The organism is Klebsiella sp. JN_Kp126 (assembly GCF_033843325.1).
Taxonomy (GTDB): Bacteria; Pseudomonadota; Gammaproteobacteria; order Enterobacterales; family Enterobacteriaceae; genus Klebsiella; species Klebsiella michiganensis.
Genome location: NZ_JAWXQV010000063.1, coordinates 1 through 15533, shown reverse-complemented (window position 1 = coordinate 15533; position 15533 = coordinate 1). Strand labels below are relative to the sequence as shown.

Below are 15533 nucleotides of genomic sequence, written 5' to 3'. Positions count from 1 at the left end.
GACAATGACGTCCGTTGTGCTGCGGTGCCGTTTTCAGTGACTCACTGCTTGACGCTGGACGGATAGCCCGCGTCTGCGGTTGCCTTGGTCAGCTTCTGCACGCTGGTCTTGGCATCGTCGAAGGTGACGACCGCTTGGCGTGTCTCGAAAGTCACGTCAACTTTGCTGACGCCTTCGACCTTGGAAATCGCCTTCTTGACAGTGATCGGGCAGGCGGAGCAGGTCATGCCCGGTACGGACAGCGTGACGGTCTGGGTGGCGGCCCAGACGGGGGCAACAACGGCGGCGAGGGCGAGGGAGGCAAACAGTTTCTTCATGGTGAACTCCGATCAGTAGAAAAATGGCATGACGTAGGGAAATCCGAGCGCGACCAGAACCAGCGCGGCCACGATCCAGAAAATGAGCTTGTAAGTAGCTCGCACTTGGGGAATCGCGCAGACCTCACCCGGTTTGCAGGCCGCTGCCTGCCGGTAGATGCGCCGCCAGGCGAAGAACAACGCCACCAGCGCCACGCCGATAAAGATGGGGCGATAGGGTTCCAACACCGCCAAGTTGCCGATCCAAGCGCCGCTGAACCCCAAGGCGATCAGAACCAACGGCCCGAGGCAGCAAGCCGAGGCGAGGATGGCGGCAAGCCCTCCAGTGAAGAGCGCGCCGCGCCCGGTTTTTGGTTCAGACATGCGCTTGTCCTTTCGAATTGAAATTGGATAGCGTAACCTTACTTCCGTACTCATGTACGGAGTCAAGCGATATGGAAAACAATTTGGAGAACCTGACCATTGGCGTTTTCGCCAAGGCGGCCGGGGTCAATGTGGAGACCATCCGTTTCTATCAGCGCAAGGGCTTGTTGCTGGAGCCTGACAAGCCCTATGGCAGCATCCGCCGCTATGGCGAGGCGGATGTAACGCGGGTGCGCTTCGTGAAATCAGCCCAGCGGCTGGGCTTCAGCCTGGATGAGATCGCCGAGCTGCTGCGGCTGGAGGATGGCACCCATTGCGAGGAAGCCAGCAGTCTGGCCGAGCACAAGCTCAAGGACGTGCGCGAGAAAATGGCTGACCTGGCGCGCATGGAGGCCGTGCTGTCTGAGTTGGTGTGCGCCTGCCATGCGCGAAGGGGGAACGTTTCCTGCCCGCTGATCGCGTCACTACAGGGTGGAGCAAGCTTGGCAGGTTCGGCTATGCCTTAGCGTGCTTTATTTTCCGTTTTCTGAGACGACCCCTTAGAAAGCCTAGTCAAAGAGCTGTCACGAGAACACCGTTAGCTTAGCGTACGATTTTTTCCGAATTCTGCGGTTCCCCCTTATAGCCTAAAGTCTTTGAGTGACTAGATGACATATCATGTAAGTTGCTGATAGGTTTCCAGTTTTCCGCTCCTAGGTCTGCATATTGTACTTTTCCTCTTACTCGACTTAACCAGTACCAACCCAGCTTCTCAACGGATTTATACCATGGCACTTTAAAGCCAGCATCACTGACAATGAGCGGTGTGGTGTTACTCGGTAGAATGCTCGCAAGGTCGGCTAGAAATTGGTCATGAGCTTTCTTTGAACATTGCTCTGAAAGCGGGAACGCTTTCTCATAAAGAGTAACAGAACGACCGTGTAGTGCGACTGAAGCTCGCAATACCATAAGTCGTTTTTGCTCACGAATATCAGACCAGTCAACAAGTACAATGGGCATCGTATTGCCCGAACAGATAAAGCTAGCATGCCAACGGTATACAGCGAGTCGCTCTTTGTGGAGGTGACGATTACCTAACAATCGGTCGATTCGTTTGATGTTATGTTTTGTTCTCGCTTTGGTTGGCAGGTTACGGCCAAGTTCGGTAAGAGTGAGAGTTTTACAGTCAAGTAATGCGTGGCAAGCCAACGTTAAGCTGTTGAGTCGTTTTAAGTGTAATTCGGGGCAGAATTGGTAAAGAGAGTCGTGTAAAATATCGAGTTCGCACATCTTGTTGTCTGATTATTGATTTTTCGCGAAACCATTTGATCATATGACAAGATGTGTATCCACCTTAACTTAATGATTTTTACCAAAATCATTAGGGGATTCATCAGAGCCGAGTGTTGAATGTCTTCGGCGTGGATTATAAAAGCCATTTATATATTCGAAGATTGCAATCTCAATATCTCGCCTTGTTTGCCAGTGTCTGCGCCAAATCAACTCAGCCTTTAATGATTTAAAGAAGCTTTCTACTGCGGAGTTATCAAAACAATTGCCTTTCCCGCTCATGGACGGCAGCAATTGATGTTTGAGCAGTAGCTTTTGATATTCATGAGCGCAATATTGGCTCCCACGGTCTGTGTGTTGAATACAACCCGGTGGTGGTTTGCGTAAAGCCAACGCCATATTCAGTGCCCTTAATGCAAGATCCTGCTTTAATCGATCACCTGTTGCCCAGCCAATCACGCGACGGGAATACAGGTCAAGGATAACAGCAAGATAGACCCATCCTTCTCTGGTCCAAACATAAGTGATATCGCCTGCCCATTTCTGGTTGGGTGCGCTTGCGCTAAAGTCTTGTTTTAATAGGTTCGGTGCAATGTTGAAGGTATGATGACTATCCGTTGTCCGTTTGAATTTACGCGTTCGAACAACTGTAATGTTATTCTGGCGCATCAAACGTCCAACCCGACGCTGCCCAACCTGCAGGCCCAGCGCTTTCAACTCTTCTGTCATACGCGGCCTACCATAGCTCCCCAAACACAACCGATGCTGCTCACGTATATGCGCTAGAAGTATAAGATCACGACGCTGGCGCAGTGATGGAGGACGGCGTTTCCATGCGCGTAAACCACGATCTGTTACGCCCATCAAACGACATATGCGTGAACGTGAGAGAGAGCCACGGTAATCCGTAATAAACTGAAATCTCACAGCTTTTGTACTGCGAAAAATATTGCTGCCTTTTTTAATATCTCCCTCTCCTCCCGAAGGATACGGTTCTCTTTGCGTAAACGTTCATTCTCACGCAGAAGATCAGTGTCTTGGGTAGGAATTTTAGTTTCATCGGAAATTGATGCGATCCATTTCCCAAGCGTGGAAAGCCCAATACTTAAATCTGACGCAACTTGACGGCGTGTTAAGCCACTAGTGAGTGCTATGCGAACTGCATCACGCTTAAATTCATCACTATGCTTTAATGACATATATGGTCTCCTTGATAACAAATAATGCTCTCAAAAAGACCGGAACGAAACCGAGGCAAGACCACCATGGTCTCTGAGCTCGCCTTTGGGACCGACATATCGGTAGAGAGTGACGCGCTCGATGCCGAGTTCCTTGCAGAGATCGGAAACTGAAGTATCGCGCTGGGCCATGGCGGCTTGCGCGAGACGCACCTGAGCTTTGGTGAGCGCGAATTTTCGTCCGCCCTTGCGACCGCGCGCTCTCGCGGAGGCGAGACCCGCCATGGTGCGCTCTCGGATCAGATCCCGCTCGAACTCGGCCAAGGTGGCGAAGATTCCGAACACCATGCGACCGGACGCAGTCGTGGTGTCGATCTGAGCGCCCTTTCCAGTCAGAACCCGCAGGCCGATCTTGCGGTCTGACAGCTCCTTCACCGTGTTGACCAGATGGGCAAGCGATCGTCCGAGGCGATCGAGCTTCCAGACCACCAGCACATCGCCGTCACGCAATGACTTGAGGCAGGCAGTCAAGCCAGGGCGATCATCACGACCGCCGGAAGCAAGATCATCATAGATATTGTCCCGTTCGACACCTGCGGCGCGCAAGGCGTCGTGCTGCAGGTCGAGAGACTGCGAGCCATCGGCTTTGGAGACGCGGGCATATCCGATCAGCATGTATCACAAACGTTGGTTTGAGGCGGCGCTTCGGCCACGATTGCATTGACCTCTGGAAATGTATCTCAACCAGCTTCATAAACAAAGCGTCTTGAACGCTATCAGATTTTGAAAAAGGAACATGTATGCCGCGTCGCGTCACTCTAACCGATCGGCAGAAAGACGCGCTGTTGCGCTTGCCGACTTCACAGACGGATTTGCTCAAGCACTATACGCTGAGTGATGAAGACCTTGGGCATATCAGGCTGCGTCGGCGCGCTCACAACAGGTTCGGCTTCGCCCTGCAATTGTGTGTCCTGCGCTATCCCGGCCGGGTGCTGGCTCCAGGCGAACTGATCCCTGCAGAGGTCATCGAATTTATCGGAGCGCAGCTTGGCCTGGGTGCCGACGATCTCGTAGACTATGCTGCCCGCGAGGAAACACGGCACGAGCATCTTGCCGAGTTACGGGGGCTCTACGGCTTCCGCACCTTCTCCGGACGTGGTGCGAGCGAGCTGAAGGAATGGTTGTTCCGAGAAGCCGAGATGGCGGTGTCGAACGAGGATATCGCCCGTCGCTTCGTAGCCGAGTGCCGACGCACCCGCACTGTCCTTCCCGCGACATCCACGATCGAGCGGCTTTGTGCCGCGGCTCTCGTCGATGCCGAGCGACGCATCGAGACGAGGATCGCCAGTCGGCTGCCTATGTCGATCCGAGAACAGTTGCTGGCATTGCTCGAGGAGACGGCTGATGATCGGGTGACCCGTTTTGTGTGGCTGCGCCAGTTCGAGCCTGGCTCGAACTCTTCGTCGGCCAACCGGCTGCTCGACCGGCTCGAATATCTGCAACGCATCGATCTCCCCGAGGATCTGCTTGCCGGCGTTCCTGCCCATCGGGTGACTCGTCTGCGCAGGCAGGGTGAACGGTATTATGCCGACGGCATGCGCGATCTCCCGGAGGACAGGCGGCTTGCGATCTTGGCTGTTTGCGTCTCGGAATGGCAGGCGATGTTGGCCGACGCAGTGGTCGAAACCCACGACCGGATCGTCGGCCGTCTCTACCGTGCTTCGGAGCGTATTTGCCATGCAAAGGTCGCAGACGAAGCGGGGGTGGTGCGTGACACCCTGAAATCCTTCGCCGAGATCGGGGGCGCCCTGGTCGATGCACAGGATGATGGCCAGCCGCTGGGCGATGTCATCGCGAGTGGGTCAGGGTGGGACGGCTTAAAAACCCTTGTTGCAATGGCAACCAGGCTGACCGCCACCATGGCCGACGATCCGCTCAATCATGTGCTCGACGGTTATCACCGCTTCCGCCGATACGCTCCACGCATGTTGCGCCTGCTCGATCTGCGAGCTGCGCCCGTTGCACTGCCGCTTCTGGAAGCGGTGACGGCCCTTCGTACCGGTTTGAACGATGCCGCGATGACCAGCTTCTTGCGGCCCAGCTCGAAATGGCATCGCCACCTTCGGGCCCAGAGGGCTGGCGACGCTCGCCTATGGGAGATCGCGGTGCTGTTCCATCTGCGCGATGCGTTCCGCTCCGGAGATGTCTGGCTTACTAGGTCCCGGCGCTATGGCGATCTGAAACACGCACTCGTTCCGGCACAATCCATCGCGGAAGGCGGTCGTCTCGCTGTGCCATTGCGGCCGGAGGAATGGCTGGCAGACCGGCAAGCTCGCCTCGACATGCGGTTGCGCGAGCTTGGCCGTGCCGCTCGCGCAGGCACGATCCCGGGCGGGTCGATTGAAAACGGCGTTCTGCATATCGAGAAACTCGAAGCCGCCGCGCCGACAGGCGCCGAAGATCTGGTGCTCGATCTCTACAAGCAGATCCCGCCCACGCGCATCACCGATCTCCTGCTGGAGGTGGATGCGGCGACCGGCTTCACCGAAGCGTTCACCCATCTGCGCACAGGAGCACCCTGCGCTGACCGGATCGGGCTAATGAACGTTATCTTGGCGGAAGGGATCAACCTCGGCTTGCGCAAAATGGCGGATGCGACAAACACCCACACCTTCTGGGAATTGATCCGCATTGGACGGTGGCATGTCGAGGGCGAAGCCTATGACCGGGCGCTGGCCATGGTGGTCGAGGCACAGGCAGCGTTACCCATGGCCCGGTTCTGGGGCATGGGCACGTCGGCTTCGAGCGACGGACAGTTCTTCGTCGCTACAGAGCAAGGTGAGGCCATGAACCTGGTCAACGCGAAATATGGCAATACCCCGGGCCTGAAAGCCTATAGCCACGTCTCCGACCAATATGCGCCGTTCGCAACCCAGGTGATTCCTGCAACGGCAAGCGAAGCGCCTTACATCCTCGATGGCCTGCTGATGAACGATGCTGGACGCCATATCCGCGAGCAGTTCACCGACACGGGCGGCTTCACCGATCACGTCTTTGCCGCATGTGCCATTCTCGGCTACCGGTTCGCTCCGCGCATCCGCGACCTGCCATCCAAACGGCTCTACGCGTTCAATCCGTCGGCCGCCCCGGCGCACCTGCGAGCGTTGATCGGCGGAAAGGTCAACCAAGCCATGATCGAGCGCAATTGGCCCGACATCCTGCGCATCGCCGCCACCATTGCTGCCGGGACCGTCGCGCCAAGCCAGATTCTGCGGAAACTCGCCTCCTATCCGCGGCAGAACGAGCTCGCGACAGCCCTGCGGGAAGTCGGTCGCGTCGAGCGCACCCTGTTCATGATCGACTGGATTCTGGATGCCGAACTCCAACGGCGTGCCCAGATCGGGCTCAACAAAGGCGAAGCTCATCATGCGCTGAAGCGGGCAATCAGCTTCCACCGCCGCGGTGAAATCCGCGACCGTTCCGCCGAAGGCCAGCATTACCGCATCGCCGGCATGAATCTGCTCGCCGCCATCATCATCTTCTGGAACACCATGAAGCTCGGCGAGGTCGTTGCAAACCAGAAACGCGATGGAAAGCTGCTATCGCCCGATCTCTTGGCCCATGTTTCGCCGCTCGGATGGGAACACATCAATCTCACCGGAGAATATCGCTGGCCAAAGCCTTAGCGTAGGATTCCGCCCCCTCCCGCAAACGACCCCTGCTCGGCCATTCCGACGTCTCTACGACGATGATTTACACGCATGTGCTGAAAGTTGGCGGTGCCGGAGTGCGCTCACCGCTTGATGCGCTGCCGCCCCTCACTAGTGAGAGGTAGGGCAGCGCAAGTCAATCCTGGCGGATTCACTACCCCTGCGCGAAGGCCATCGGTGCCGCATCGAACGGCCGGTTGCGGAAAGTCCTCCCTGCGTCCGCTGATGGCCGGCAGCAGCCCGTCGTTGCCTGATGGATCCAACCCCTCCGCTGCTATAGTGCAGTCGGCTTCTGACGTTCAGTGCAGCCGTCTTCTGAAAACGACAGGCGCGGCACGGGAATCAAGGCATTGCGATTCTCGAAAATAGTTCTTGAAATTCTATTCTTGATTGCATATCATCTCAACGAGTTTCGATAAGAAAGGATGCGCATGCGACCGTCTGTTGTGCTTGACATGAAGCGAAGCGCAGTGCGTGAAGCGGTAGGCCGCTTTCGCGCCGCGAACCCGCGCGTCTTCGGCTCGGTGCTGCATGGCACCGACCGGGATGGCAGCGACCTCGACCTGTTGGTCGATGCGCTGCCCGGTGCCACGTTGTTGGACTTGGGCGATTTGGAAGAAGAACTGAAATCGCTGCTCGGCGTTGACGTCGATCTGCTGACTCCCGGCGACCTGCCGCCGAAGTTCCGGGCCAAGGTGCTCGCGGAGGCGCAACCGATATGAGCGAGAACCGCCTGCCCGATTACCTCGACCACATTCAGCAGGCCGCAACCGATGCGCGCAGCTTCGTGGAAGGGATGGCCAAGGACGACTTCTTGGCCGACAAGCGCACCCAGCAGGCCGTCATCATGAGCCTGATCGTCATCGGCGAGGCGGCCACAAAGGTGATGGATGGCTACGTCGAGTTCACCCAGGCGCATGCCGACGTGCCGTGGCGCAGCATGCGCAATATGCGTAATCGCATGGCTCACGGCTATTTCGACATCAACCTCGATGTGGTGTGGGAGACGGTACAGGAATGGCTGCCGGCGTTGCTCCAGCAATTGCCCGCCGTGCGTCAGGATGCCGACGATGAAGACCGTAACGACAACTGTGAAAGAGGGATCTCCGATGACTGTTGAATCGAGAATATTTTCTGTAGCCGAGTATGTTCAGCCGTCCGAAGGCGAGCCTATTCGTTCCGTTGTGCTTGAAACCCGAGACTCAATTATCGTGGTTTGGCATGTCCATCCCGGGCAGGAAATTGCGGCTCACATTCATCCTCACGGCCAAGACACGTGGACTGTTTTGTCGGGAATGGCTGATTACTTTCAGGGCAATGGGATTGTTCGTGCCCTCAGGGAAGGTGAGATAGCCGTGGCAAGACCGGGCCAAGTGCACGGGGCGCGAAATACAGGTACCGAGCCATTTGTGTTCGTCTCGGTTGTGGCATCAGCCAATGCCGGTTTCGTATTGGCTGAGCGATAGAGCCCAATCTCTGGAGTTGGTCCAATGAGCGGTCGGGGAGATAGGTAACAGACATGCAGCGGACACGGCTGCTAAACCAGGTCGCAAACCTCCTTGCGTCGCAGCGTGCCGCAAGCGACGCGATCAATCGAATGGGGTCGGCATGAGACTGAACACCATCCAGTTCCCGACCGCGTAGCCGCCTGTCCTGCCGATCAGGTCTTGACCATCGACGCCTGGGATCAGTCCTGAATGTTCTTGGAGACCACTACGTTATGAGCCGCAGCCGCCGCAAAACACCCATCGTCGGGCACACGACCTGCGGCAGCGAGCGCGAGGACAAGAAGCTCTGGCATCAGCGCTGGCGCACCCGTGAGAGCACGGCGCTGACCAGCGCGTCGCCCGAAGCCCTGAGCGCCCATCTGCCCCTGCTGGAAAACCAGGCCAGCAGCGTCTGGTCGATGGGCAAGGATGGCCGCTCCTACTGGCCCGTCAAGCGCCAGGCCGCCACGGCGGATCGCATCGCCAATCACAAGGGACGCAACCCGCAAGAACGCGCCTCCCTGAAAAAGCGCCTGCTGCGCAAGTGGATGAGCAAATGAAGCTCTCCTTCCATCAGCACATTGCGCTGTTCTGGATGATCGGTGCTCCGGGCGTCTTCGCGCCCGTGATCGAGAACGCCAAGCGGCCCGATGCCGGCGCCGTCATGGCGTGGGGTGTCGCGATCGTGGCGGTGATGATCCTCTTCACCCCTTTGCTGCTGCGCTGTCCACCATTCCGGCGCTGGTATGGCCGGACGGATGCGCTGTCGGAGCGGCAGCGCCAGGCGCTTGCCGAGCGCGGCCTGCGCCGCTACTACCAGACCGCTTTCGATGACGGCTACGTGCCCCGCGTGATGCCCTACGTGTGGCGCATCATCTGGACGGTCGGCGGGTTGATGGCTGTGACCGCCGTACTGCCTACCAACACCGGACGGCCAGCCTTCGATGCCTTGGTGGTCTTCTCGACCTGGTATCCGATAGGCGTGATGCTGCTGGTTTTCGCGTCGAGGCCCCTTGGCCGGTTGATTCGCCAAAGAGCACAGGAGCGGCGGAAATGAGCACGTCAACCATCGAGGCGCTGGCCAGCGCCTGGGCAAGGATTGCCGAGGAAGCGGAATTCCCCGCTGACTACGAGGGGACTGCCACACCACAAGCGCATCGGGCTAGCGAAGCTATTCAGGAGCAGATTCGGGAGCGCATCGTCGCCACCAACGACATGCGGCTGTTCAGCCTGCTGCACCTGCTGGGTCAGGCGTCGCTGCGCATGGAGCAAGCGCTGTGGCCGGAGGATTACGAGCGGATGACGCGCGAGGTTGAGGAAGCCCTGCGGCAAGCCACCGACGCCAACGCCAGATCGTACACCCACGAAGAAGTGATGCAGGCGATGCAGGAACGCATCGACCGGGCGCGAGACAAGCCATGTTGATTGGCTATGCGCGCGTCTCGACGCAGGATCAGAACCTGGAGCTGCAACGCGAAGCCTTGAGCAAGGCCGGATGTAAAAAGGTCTTCGAGGACAAGGTGAGTGGCACGCGGGCAGACCGGCCTGGCTTGGCCAAGACGCTCGAAATGCTGCGCGAAGGCGATACTTTGGTCGTCTGGAAGCTCGACCGGCTGGGCCGGTCGGTCAAGCAACTGGTCGATCTGGTCGGCGATCTGCACAAGCACGGTGTCCAGTTCAGGAGCCTCACCGACTCCATCGACACCGGCACACCATCCGGGCGGTTCTTCTTCCACGTCATGGCGAGCCTTGCCGAAATGGAGCGCGAGCTGACCGTCGAGCGCACCCGCGCCGGGCTGGAAGTCGCCAAGCAGCTCGGCCGCAAAGGCGGCCGCAAGCCGAAGATGACCGACAGCAAGATCGAGTCGGCCAAGAAGCTGCTGGCCAGCGGGGTGCCGCCCAAGGACGTGGCCAAGAACCTCGGCGTGTCCATTCCGACGCTGTACCGCTGGGTGCCAGCCTCCACGCACGCTTAGCGTGCTTTATTTTCCGTTTTCTGAGACGACCCCAGATAATGCCCGATGACCTTGTCATGCAGCTCCACCGATTTTGAGAACGACAGTGACTTCCTGCCCAGCCTTGCCAGATGCTGCCTCAGATTCAGGTTATGTCGCTCAATGCGCTGCGTATATCGCTTGCTGATTACGTGCAGCTTTCCCTTCAGGCGGGATTCATACAGCGGCCAGCCATCCGTCATCCATACCACGACCTCAAAGGCCGACAGCAGGCTCAGAAGACGCTCCAGTGTGGCCAGAGTGCGTTCACCGAAGACGTGCGCCACAACCGTCCTCCGTATCCTGCCATACGCGTAAAACAGCCAGCGCTGGCGTGATTTAGCGCCGACGTAGCCCCAGTGTTCATCCATTTCAGCGCAAACAATGACGTCATTGCCCGGTTGTATGCGTGAGTTTACCGACTGCGGCCTGAGTTTTTTAAGTGTCGTAAAATCGTGTTGAGGCCAACGCCCATAATGCGTGCACTGGCGCGACATCCGACGCCATTCATGGCCATATCAATAATTTTCTGGTGTGTACCGGGCTGAGAGGCGGTGTAAGTGAACTGAAGCTGCCATGTTTTACGGCAGTGAGAGCAGAGATAGCGCTGATGTCCGGCAGTACTTTTACCGTTACGCACCACGCCTTCAGTAGCTGAGCAGGAGGGACAACTGATGGAGATGGAAGCCACGGGAGCACCTCAAAAACACCATCGTACACTAAATCAGTAAGTTGGCACCATTACCCGGCAGGCGATCTGGATTATCGTCACGCTGTTAAATATACTGTATGCATAACCAGTAAAATTAGAGTATCAGGAGGAAAGATGAAGCTACAGCTTTTCAGCACCGGGAAAGAACACCCGCCACAGGCCCATCCATTGTTTGCCGATCTGGCCAGCTGCGGTTTTCCCAGCCCTGCCGCTGACTATGTCGAGTCCGATCTGGATCTCCATGATTACTGCATACGGCATCCGAGCGCGACGTACTACCTGCGTGCCAGCGGAGACAGCATGGCGGACGGTAGTCTGTACAATGGCGATCTGCTGGTTGTGGACAGTGCTGAAAAGCCGCGGCACGGCGATATCGTTGTCGCCAGCATACAGGGGGAGTTTACGGTTAAACGGCTTCTGCTGACGCCTCGACTGACGCTGCAGCCCATGAATGCCTCCTGGTCTCCGACTTATCCTGACCCCGATGAGCTGGATATCTTTGGCGTCGTCACGCATATCATCCACCGCCCGAGGGAGATGTACTGATGTTTGCCCTGGCCGATGTGAACAGCTTCTATGCCAGCTGTGAACGTGTTTTCCGACCGGATTTGAAAGGAAAGCCGATAGTCGTCCTGAGCAACAATGACGGGAACGTAATCGCTCGCAGTGCCGAGGCGAAGCGCTGGATCAAAATGGGAACTCCGTGGTTTCAGATAAAAAACGAAAGATACCCGGAAAAAATATATGCGTTTTCAAGTAACTATGAACTTTATGCCTCGATGTCGGCGCGCGTGATGAACAGCCTGGAGGAACTGGCCCCCAGAGTGGAACAGTATTCAATTGATGAGATGTTCCTCGATTTGACCGGCGTGGAGCACTGTATGGAGCTTGAGGACTTCGGCCGGCAGCTGCGTCAGCACGTGTATGACTGTACCCACCTGACCATTGGCGTGGGCGCCGGACCAACGAAGACCCTCGCAAAATCAGCCCAGTGGGCCTCAAAAGAGTGGAAACAGTTTCGTGGCGTACTTGCTCTGACCAGGGGAAATCCGCAGAGAACGCGGAAACTGCTTTCACTGCAGCCGGTTGAAGAAATCTGGGGGGTGGGTAACTGTATTGCACGCAAGCTGAATGTACTGGGCATTAAGACCGCGCTCGATCTCGCCCTGACGAACCCGGCCTTCATCCGCAAAAATTTTTCTGTGGTCCTTGAGCGAACGGTACGTGAACTGAACGGGGAAAGCTGCCTTTCGCTTGAGGAAGCCCCTCCGACGAAACAGCAAATTGTCTGCAGCCGCAGTTTTGGCGTGAAGATCACGGAGTACGAGTCACTCCGTCAGGCTATCTGTCAGCACGCAGAGCGGGCCTCTGAAAAGCTGCGTAAAGAGCACCAGTATTGCCGGCATATTTCCGTTTTCATCAAAACGTCTCCGTTCGCCGTTAAAGAACCTTACTACGGCAACGTGGCTACGGAAAAACTTCTTACACCCACTCAGGACACCAGGGACATCATTGCAGCCGCCACAACGGCTCTGGAGCGTATCTGGAGGGATGGACACCGGTATGCCAAAGCCGGAGTTATGCTGAATGACTTCACCGGCTCCGGCGTTTCGCAGCTGCAGCTGTTCGACGAACGCCCGCCACGCCCTTACAGTGCTGAGCTGATGAAGGTTCTGGACGGGATCAACAACTCAGGGCTGGGTAAAGTATGGTTTGCGGGGCGGGGTATTGCCCCGGAATGGCAGATGAAACGGGAGATGCTTTCTCCTGCTTATACGACACGATGGTCAGATATTCCTGCAGCGAAACTGGCGTAAAACTTTGGCGATTTCACCTTGAAATTCTCAGCCTAAACTGCCTAATTACAATAAGTTAGATGTGAAATCGCCATGGCGAAATTATTGACTCAAATTTCTGTCAAGGACCTCGTTGATAGCCTTGTCCAGTTCATCCTGAATCACTTTTGACATACGGCTAAACTCATAAGTCAGCGTACGCCCTTTCACACGCTTACGCGCGAACTTGTCCTTTTCTTCAAAAGACCAGAGTGGGGAAACCACTGACTTTTCCTTGGGAGATGGATCTATCAATGCCTGAGATGCCTGAGAAATCAGCTTCAGTATACTGGCTTTCTGTTCGTCTTCTGGTCGCTCGCCTTCACTCAAAATTGCATCGAGCTGAGCTGATACAGACTGAATGAGTTCTTCAGGCGTTAATCCCTTTTCACTGAGTTTTTCATTAACTTCTAAAAGAAGTTTATAGTCACTAAACGATAGCTCCGACTGAACCGGGAACAGAGAAATCAAGTCTTGCGGTACGGCCGCCGCCTGCAGCGCCCTGGTAACTTTAGCTTGAGATAACCCCTCCAGTTCAGCAATTTCCTTTTGATTAAATCCGGACTCTTTAAGAGCGATCAATCTCAGGCCAATCTCCCGAAGATTATGTTCTTTAGCTGTCTGGATATCTTTAGCCAGTTGGCGAGCTTCATCAGCTGATAAATGCTCTTCGGTAACCATTACATCAAGGCCTGTACGGACAAAAATTGCTGAGGCTCGCCGTCTTGAACCATCCAGTATCTCAATCCTTTCACTTTGCTTAATACCAATACAGGGAAAGAACTGCTGAAACTTAATCGTCTGGATAATGGATTTCAGGGATTCCCTGGTCAGTGCAAGTTGATCTCTTCCGTTGTTTTCCTGGTTTACGAAGGTCTTACTTTCAACTTCAGATGCAGGCACCCGAACAAACCTGAACGTTACCTTCCTGCCGGTTTTTAAGGTAAATACCTGGCTTCTACCGGTGTCCGTCATTTCCGCAATTGACGCTTGGGTATTTAACTGTCTGCCGATGGTTTTTCTTTTCTCATTCGACATCACATACCTCCGTTAGTACGAATGAACTCGATGCGATCAAAGACTGCCTTCGCAAAGTCTTCCGCTGCTGATTTTGCGCTTTTTAGTGCCTCTGTACTTCCATCATAGGTTGCTGGATTTGCTGAAATAACTGTGTCAAAAGTCTCCCCACAGCGTTCGAAACCATCCAGTCTCGGCAGAACCATGTCTAGCATATCGGCACCGAAAACCTCTTTGGCCTGACTATGGCAAATTTTGTGATCAGACTTGTTCAGGATCTTGGACATGAAGCCGACATTACCGATGAGATTGCAGGTGTGCCCATCCATTTCAATGGAATCTATGAGGGCAGGGAGGCTGGCCACAAACTTCAGGGAAGAATGAAAATCAACCGTAGCCGGTGGAAGAGGGGTCAACATCAGGTCTGCCGCCCCAATACAGTTTTTCAGGAACGCATCAAGGTGAGGACCACTATCAAGGAAAATAAAGTCGTAGTCATGCTGGAGCTTATCGATAATGTTATCTTTAAGCACAGCATGAATATTTTTCCCTGGAAGATGTTCTTCACACAATCCCTTCCAGCCTTCAGCAAGGAATGCATCGTCAATGGAAGCGGGGATTACATCAACACCAGGGATAATAGACGGTACTATAAAATCGGAAAGTAATTCTTCACGAGACACGTTCTGGAGCATGGCCTGAGCAGCCGTATTTTCAACCAGGCCCACTGAATTTTCATGGCTCAGGAACATTGTCAGAGATGCCTGCGGATCGAAATCGATGGCCAGAATACGCAGGTCTTCGAACAGAAGCTGAGGATGAGCTCGAAAAGCATGTGATAATGAAGCGGTAGAAACTGTCTTGGAACCACCACCTTTAAGATTACATACAAAAATCGTAAAGGCTTTATCAAAGCGATCCCTGTACTTGGGTACTTTACGATGGTTATACAGATCGATGACATTCTGAATCGTCATCGCGTATTTCATCGTATTGCCAGAAGGTTTCTTTTTGAAAATGTAGCCACCGGCTTCCATTTCGGCCACAGCATACTCAACACTGCCTTTACTGAGCTTAGGCAGCTTATACAGAGCGGCTTTGCTGTATTCCTGATAGAACTCGGTAAGCTTCAATTCCTCTTTTTGCTGGCGGATACTCTCGCTCAAAGATGTTAGAAGCTTACCTGCACGTGTAGCAACTTTCCGTAACTGCTCAATATTGTCCATTTATCACCTCATGACGTTTTTTGTCATTTTGAACAAAAAGAGTCATGTTGCAAGCAAAAAATCATATTGTTTTGATTTCACTCTCAACAGGAGGGGGGAGAAGTTCGACGGGCGTGCCACTCAATCACAGTGCCGCAACACGCAGACGCACTTATGACCATCACACAACAAGTCGTACAAAAGGGTATAGAGAAAGGTATCAGCGCTCGCCGCAGCCATGTAACCGAGCGTAGCGAGCGAACTGGCGAGGAAGCGAAGAGGAACCGTTCCGGCAGATAGCTCTTACGCTCAGCTCAAGAAGAGTTTTCCATCCTCTGTGGGAAACAGGTCAACTTCGCGGACGGCCCGGACTGTGGGAAACAGGTCAACTTTGCAGACGGCCCGGACTGTGGGAAACAGGTCAACTTTGCAGACGACCGGGACTG

At 55.2% G+C, this 15533-nt stretch carries 18 protein-coding genes and 3 pseudogenes; 13 read left to right on the top strand and 8 right to left on the bottom strand.

The genetic code is table 11. The annotated features are described in order from the left end of the window. Nucleotides 1-41: 41 nt before the first annotated feature. Both merP and merT read right to left on the bottom strand, forming a co-directional pair. Nucleotides 42-317 carry a mercury resistance system periplasmic binding protein MerP gene (gene merP / locus SIK97_RS15410; protein ID WP_003131987.1) on the bottom strand — a complete coding sequence of 92 codons (276 nt, stop codon included), beginning with the start codon at nt 315-317 and terminating at the stop codon, nt 42-44. Nucleotides 318-329: 12 nt separating this feature from the next. Beyond that, nucleotides 330-680: a mercuric ion transporter MerT gene (merT, locus tag SIK97_RS15405; RefSeq protein ID WP_003131974.1), complete on the bottom strand. Its 351-nt coding sequence runs from the start codon at nt 678-680 to the stop codon at nt 330-332. Between the two features lie 71 nt (nt 681-751). Between merT and SIK97_RS15400 the strand changes: the two genes are divergently transcribed. Continuing rightward, complete coding sequence (locus SIK97_RS15400; RefSeq protein ID WP_003131969.1) at nt 752-1186, top strand: mercury resistance transcriptional regulator MerR; 435 nt, start codon at nt 752-754, stop codon at nt 1184-1186. 112 nt (nt 1187-1298) lie between these two features. Here SIK97_RS15400 and SIK97_RS15395 read toward each other — a convergent pair. The 3 genes and pseudogenes from SIK97_RS15395 to SIK97_RS15385 form a co-directional block, all read right to left on the bottom strand. After that, nucleotides 1299-1949: pseudogene (locus tag SIK97_RS15395) on the bottom strand (IS4-like element ISVsa5 family transposase); the annotation flags it as partial. A gap of 69 nt (nt 1950-2018) precedes the next feature. Further along, nucleotides 2019-3148, bottom strand: a protein-coding gene (locus SIK97_RS15390; RefSeq protein ID WP_370736931.1) for an IS3-like element IS1133 family transposase whose coding sequence is annotated in 2 segments (ribosomal slippage) — nt 2019-2914 and nt 2914-3148 — 1131 coding nt in all. Because the reading frame shifts where the segments join, the coding sequence is not laid out codon by codon here. Between the two features lie 30 nt (nt 3149-3178). Further along, entirely contained in the window at nt 3179-3802 is a 624-nt protein-coding gene (locus SIK97_RS15385; protein ID WP_000904897.1) for a recombinase family protein, read from the bottom strand. A 125-nt stretch (nt 3803-3927) separates the two neighbouring features. On the opposite strand from SIK97_RS15385, the gene SIK97_RS15380 reads away from it, so the two are divergent. The 9 genes and pseudogenes from SIK97_RS15380 (at nt 3928) to SIK97_RS15340 (ending at nt 10300) form a co-directional block, all read left to right on the top strand. Then, nucleotides 3928-6813 (top strand): Tn3 family transposase, encoded by a 2886-nt coding sequence (locus tag SIK97_RS15380; RefSeq protein ID WP_001138082.1) that lies wholly within the window; start codon nt 3928-3930, stop codon nt 6811-6813. Between the two features lie 32 nt (nt 6814-6845). Next, nucleotides 6846-6962: pseudogene (locus tag SIK97_RS15375) on the top strand (integrase); the annotation flags it as partial. A 306-nt stretch (nt 6963-7268) separates the two neighbouring features. Further along, the gene (locus SIK97_RS15370; protein WP_001247892.1) at nt 7269-7559 is read left to right on the top strand and encodes a nucleotidyltransferase family protein; all 291 of its coding nucleotides are present in this window, start codon (nt 7269-7271) and stop codon (nt 7557-7559) included. Continuing rightward, nucleotides 7556-7957, top strand: a complete 402-nt coding sequence (locus SIK97_RS15365) for a DUF86 domain-containing protein (protein WP_001293886.1) — start codon at nt 7556-7558, stop codon at nt 7955-7957. Before SIK97_RS15370 ends, SIK97_RS15365 begins: the two co-directional genes overlap by 4 nt. After that, a complete protein-coding gene (locus SIK97_RS15360) occupies nt 7947-8303 on the top strand; it encodes a cupin domain-containing protein (protein ID WP_003465043.1) in 357 nt (118 codons plus the stop codon). Before SIK97_RS15365 ends, SIK97_RS15360 begins: the two co-directional genes overlap by 11 nt. A gap of 254 nt (nt 8304-8557) precedes the next feature. Beyond that, complete coding sequence (locus SIK97_RS15355; protein WP_006812576.1) at nt 8558-8884, top strand: hypothetical protein; 327 nt, start codon at nt 8558-8560, stop codon at nt 8882-8884. Then, on the top strand, nt 8881-9381 hold the full coding sequence (locus SIK97_RS15350) for a hypothetical protein (RefSeq protein WP_003100856.1): 501 nt from the start codon (nt 8881-8883) through the stop codon (nt 9379-9381). The genes SIK97_RS15355 and SIK97_RS15350 overlap by 4 nt, the downstream gene beginning before the upstream one ends. Further along, on the top strand, nt 9378-9749 hold the full coding sequence (locus SIK97_RS15345) for a hypothetical protein (RefSeq protein WP_003100853.1): 372 nt from the start codon (nt 9378-9380) through the stop codon (nt 9747-9749). Before SIK97_RS15350 ends, SIK97_RS15345 begins: the two co-directional genes overlap by 4 nt. Then, on the top strand, nt 9743-10300 hold the full coding sequence (locus tag SIK97_RS15340; RefSeq protein WP_003100847.1) for a recombinase family protein: 558 nt from the start codon (nt 9743-9745) through the stop codon (nt 10298-10300). The genes SIK97_RS15345 and SIK97_RS15340 overlap by 7 nt, the downstream gene beginning before the upstream one ends. Here SIK97_RS15340 and SIK97_RS15335 read toward each other — a convergent pair. Then, a protein-coding gene (locus tag SIK97_RS15335; RefSeq protein ID WP_239692906.1) for an IS1 family transposase occupies nt 10297-11009 on the bottom strand; the annotation gives its coding sequence in 2 pieces (ribosomal slippage) (nt 10297-10760 and nt 10760-11009; 714 coding nt in all). The genes SIK97_RS15340 and SIK97_RS15335 overlap by 4 nt on opposite strands. Nucleotides 11010-11144: 135 nt before the next feature. Here SIK97_RS15335 and umuD point away from each other — a divergent pair. Together umuD and SIK97_RS15325 are read left to right on the top strand one after the other, a co-directional pair. After that, nucleotides 11145-11576 (top strand): translesion error-prone DNA polymerase V autoproteolytic subunit, encoded by a 432-nt coding sequence (gene umuD / locus SIK97_RS15330; protein ID WP_057174230.1) that lies wholly within the window; start codon nt 11145-11147, stop codon nt 11574-11576. Then, nucleotides 11576-12847, top strand: a complete 1272-nt coding sequence (locus tag SIK97_RS15325) for a Y-family DNA polymerase (protein ID WP_032445155.1) — start codon at nt 11576-11578, stop codon at nt 12845-12847. The genes umuD and SIK97_RS15325 overlap by 1 nt, the downstream gene beginning before the upstream one ends. An 81-nt stretch (nt 12848-12928) precedes the next feature. Here SIK97_RS15325 and SIK97_RS15320 read toward each other — a convergent pair whose 3' ends face one another. Both SIK97_RS15320 and SIK97_RS15315 read right to left on the bottom strand, forming a co-directional pair. Next, nucleotides 12929-13903, bottom strand: a complete 975-nt coding sequence (locus SIK97_RS15320) for a ParB family protein (RefSeq protein WP_000064119.1) — start codon at nt 13901-13903, stop codon at nt 12929-12931. Further along, nucleotides 13903-15108 carry an AAA family ATPase gene (locus SIK97_RS15315; RefSeq protein ID WP_032445154.1) on the bottom strand — a complete coding sequence of 402 codons (1206 nt, stop codon included), beginning with the start codon at nt 15106-15108 and terminating at the stop codon, nt 13903-13905. The genes SIK97_RS15320 and SIK97_RS15315 overlap by 1 nt, the downstream gene beginning before the upstream one ends. Before the next feature lie 129 nt (nt 15109-15237). Here SIK97_RS15315 and SIK97_RS15310 point away from each other — a divergent pair. Further along, nucleotides 15238-15313: pseudogene (locus SIK97_RS15310) on the top strand (hypothetical protein); the annotation flags it as partial. Nucleotides 15314-15533: the final 220 nt, after the last annotated feature.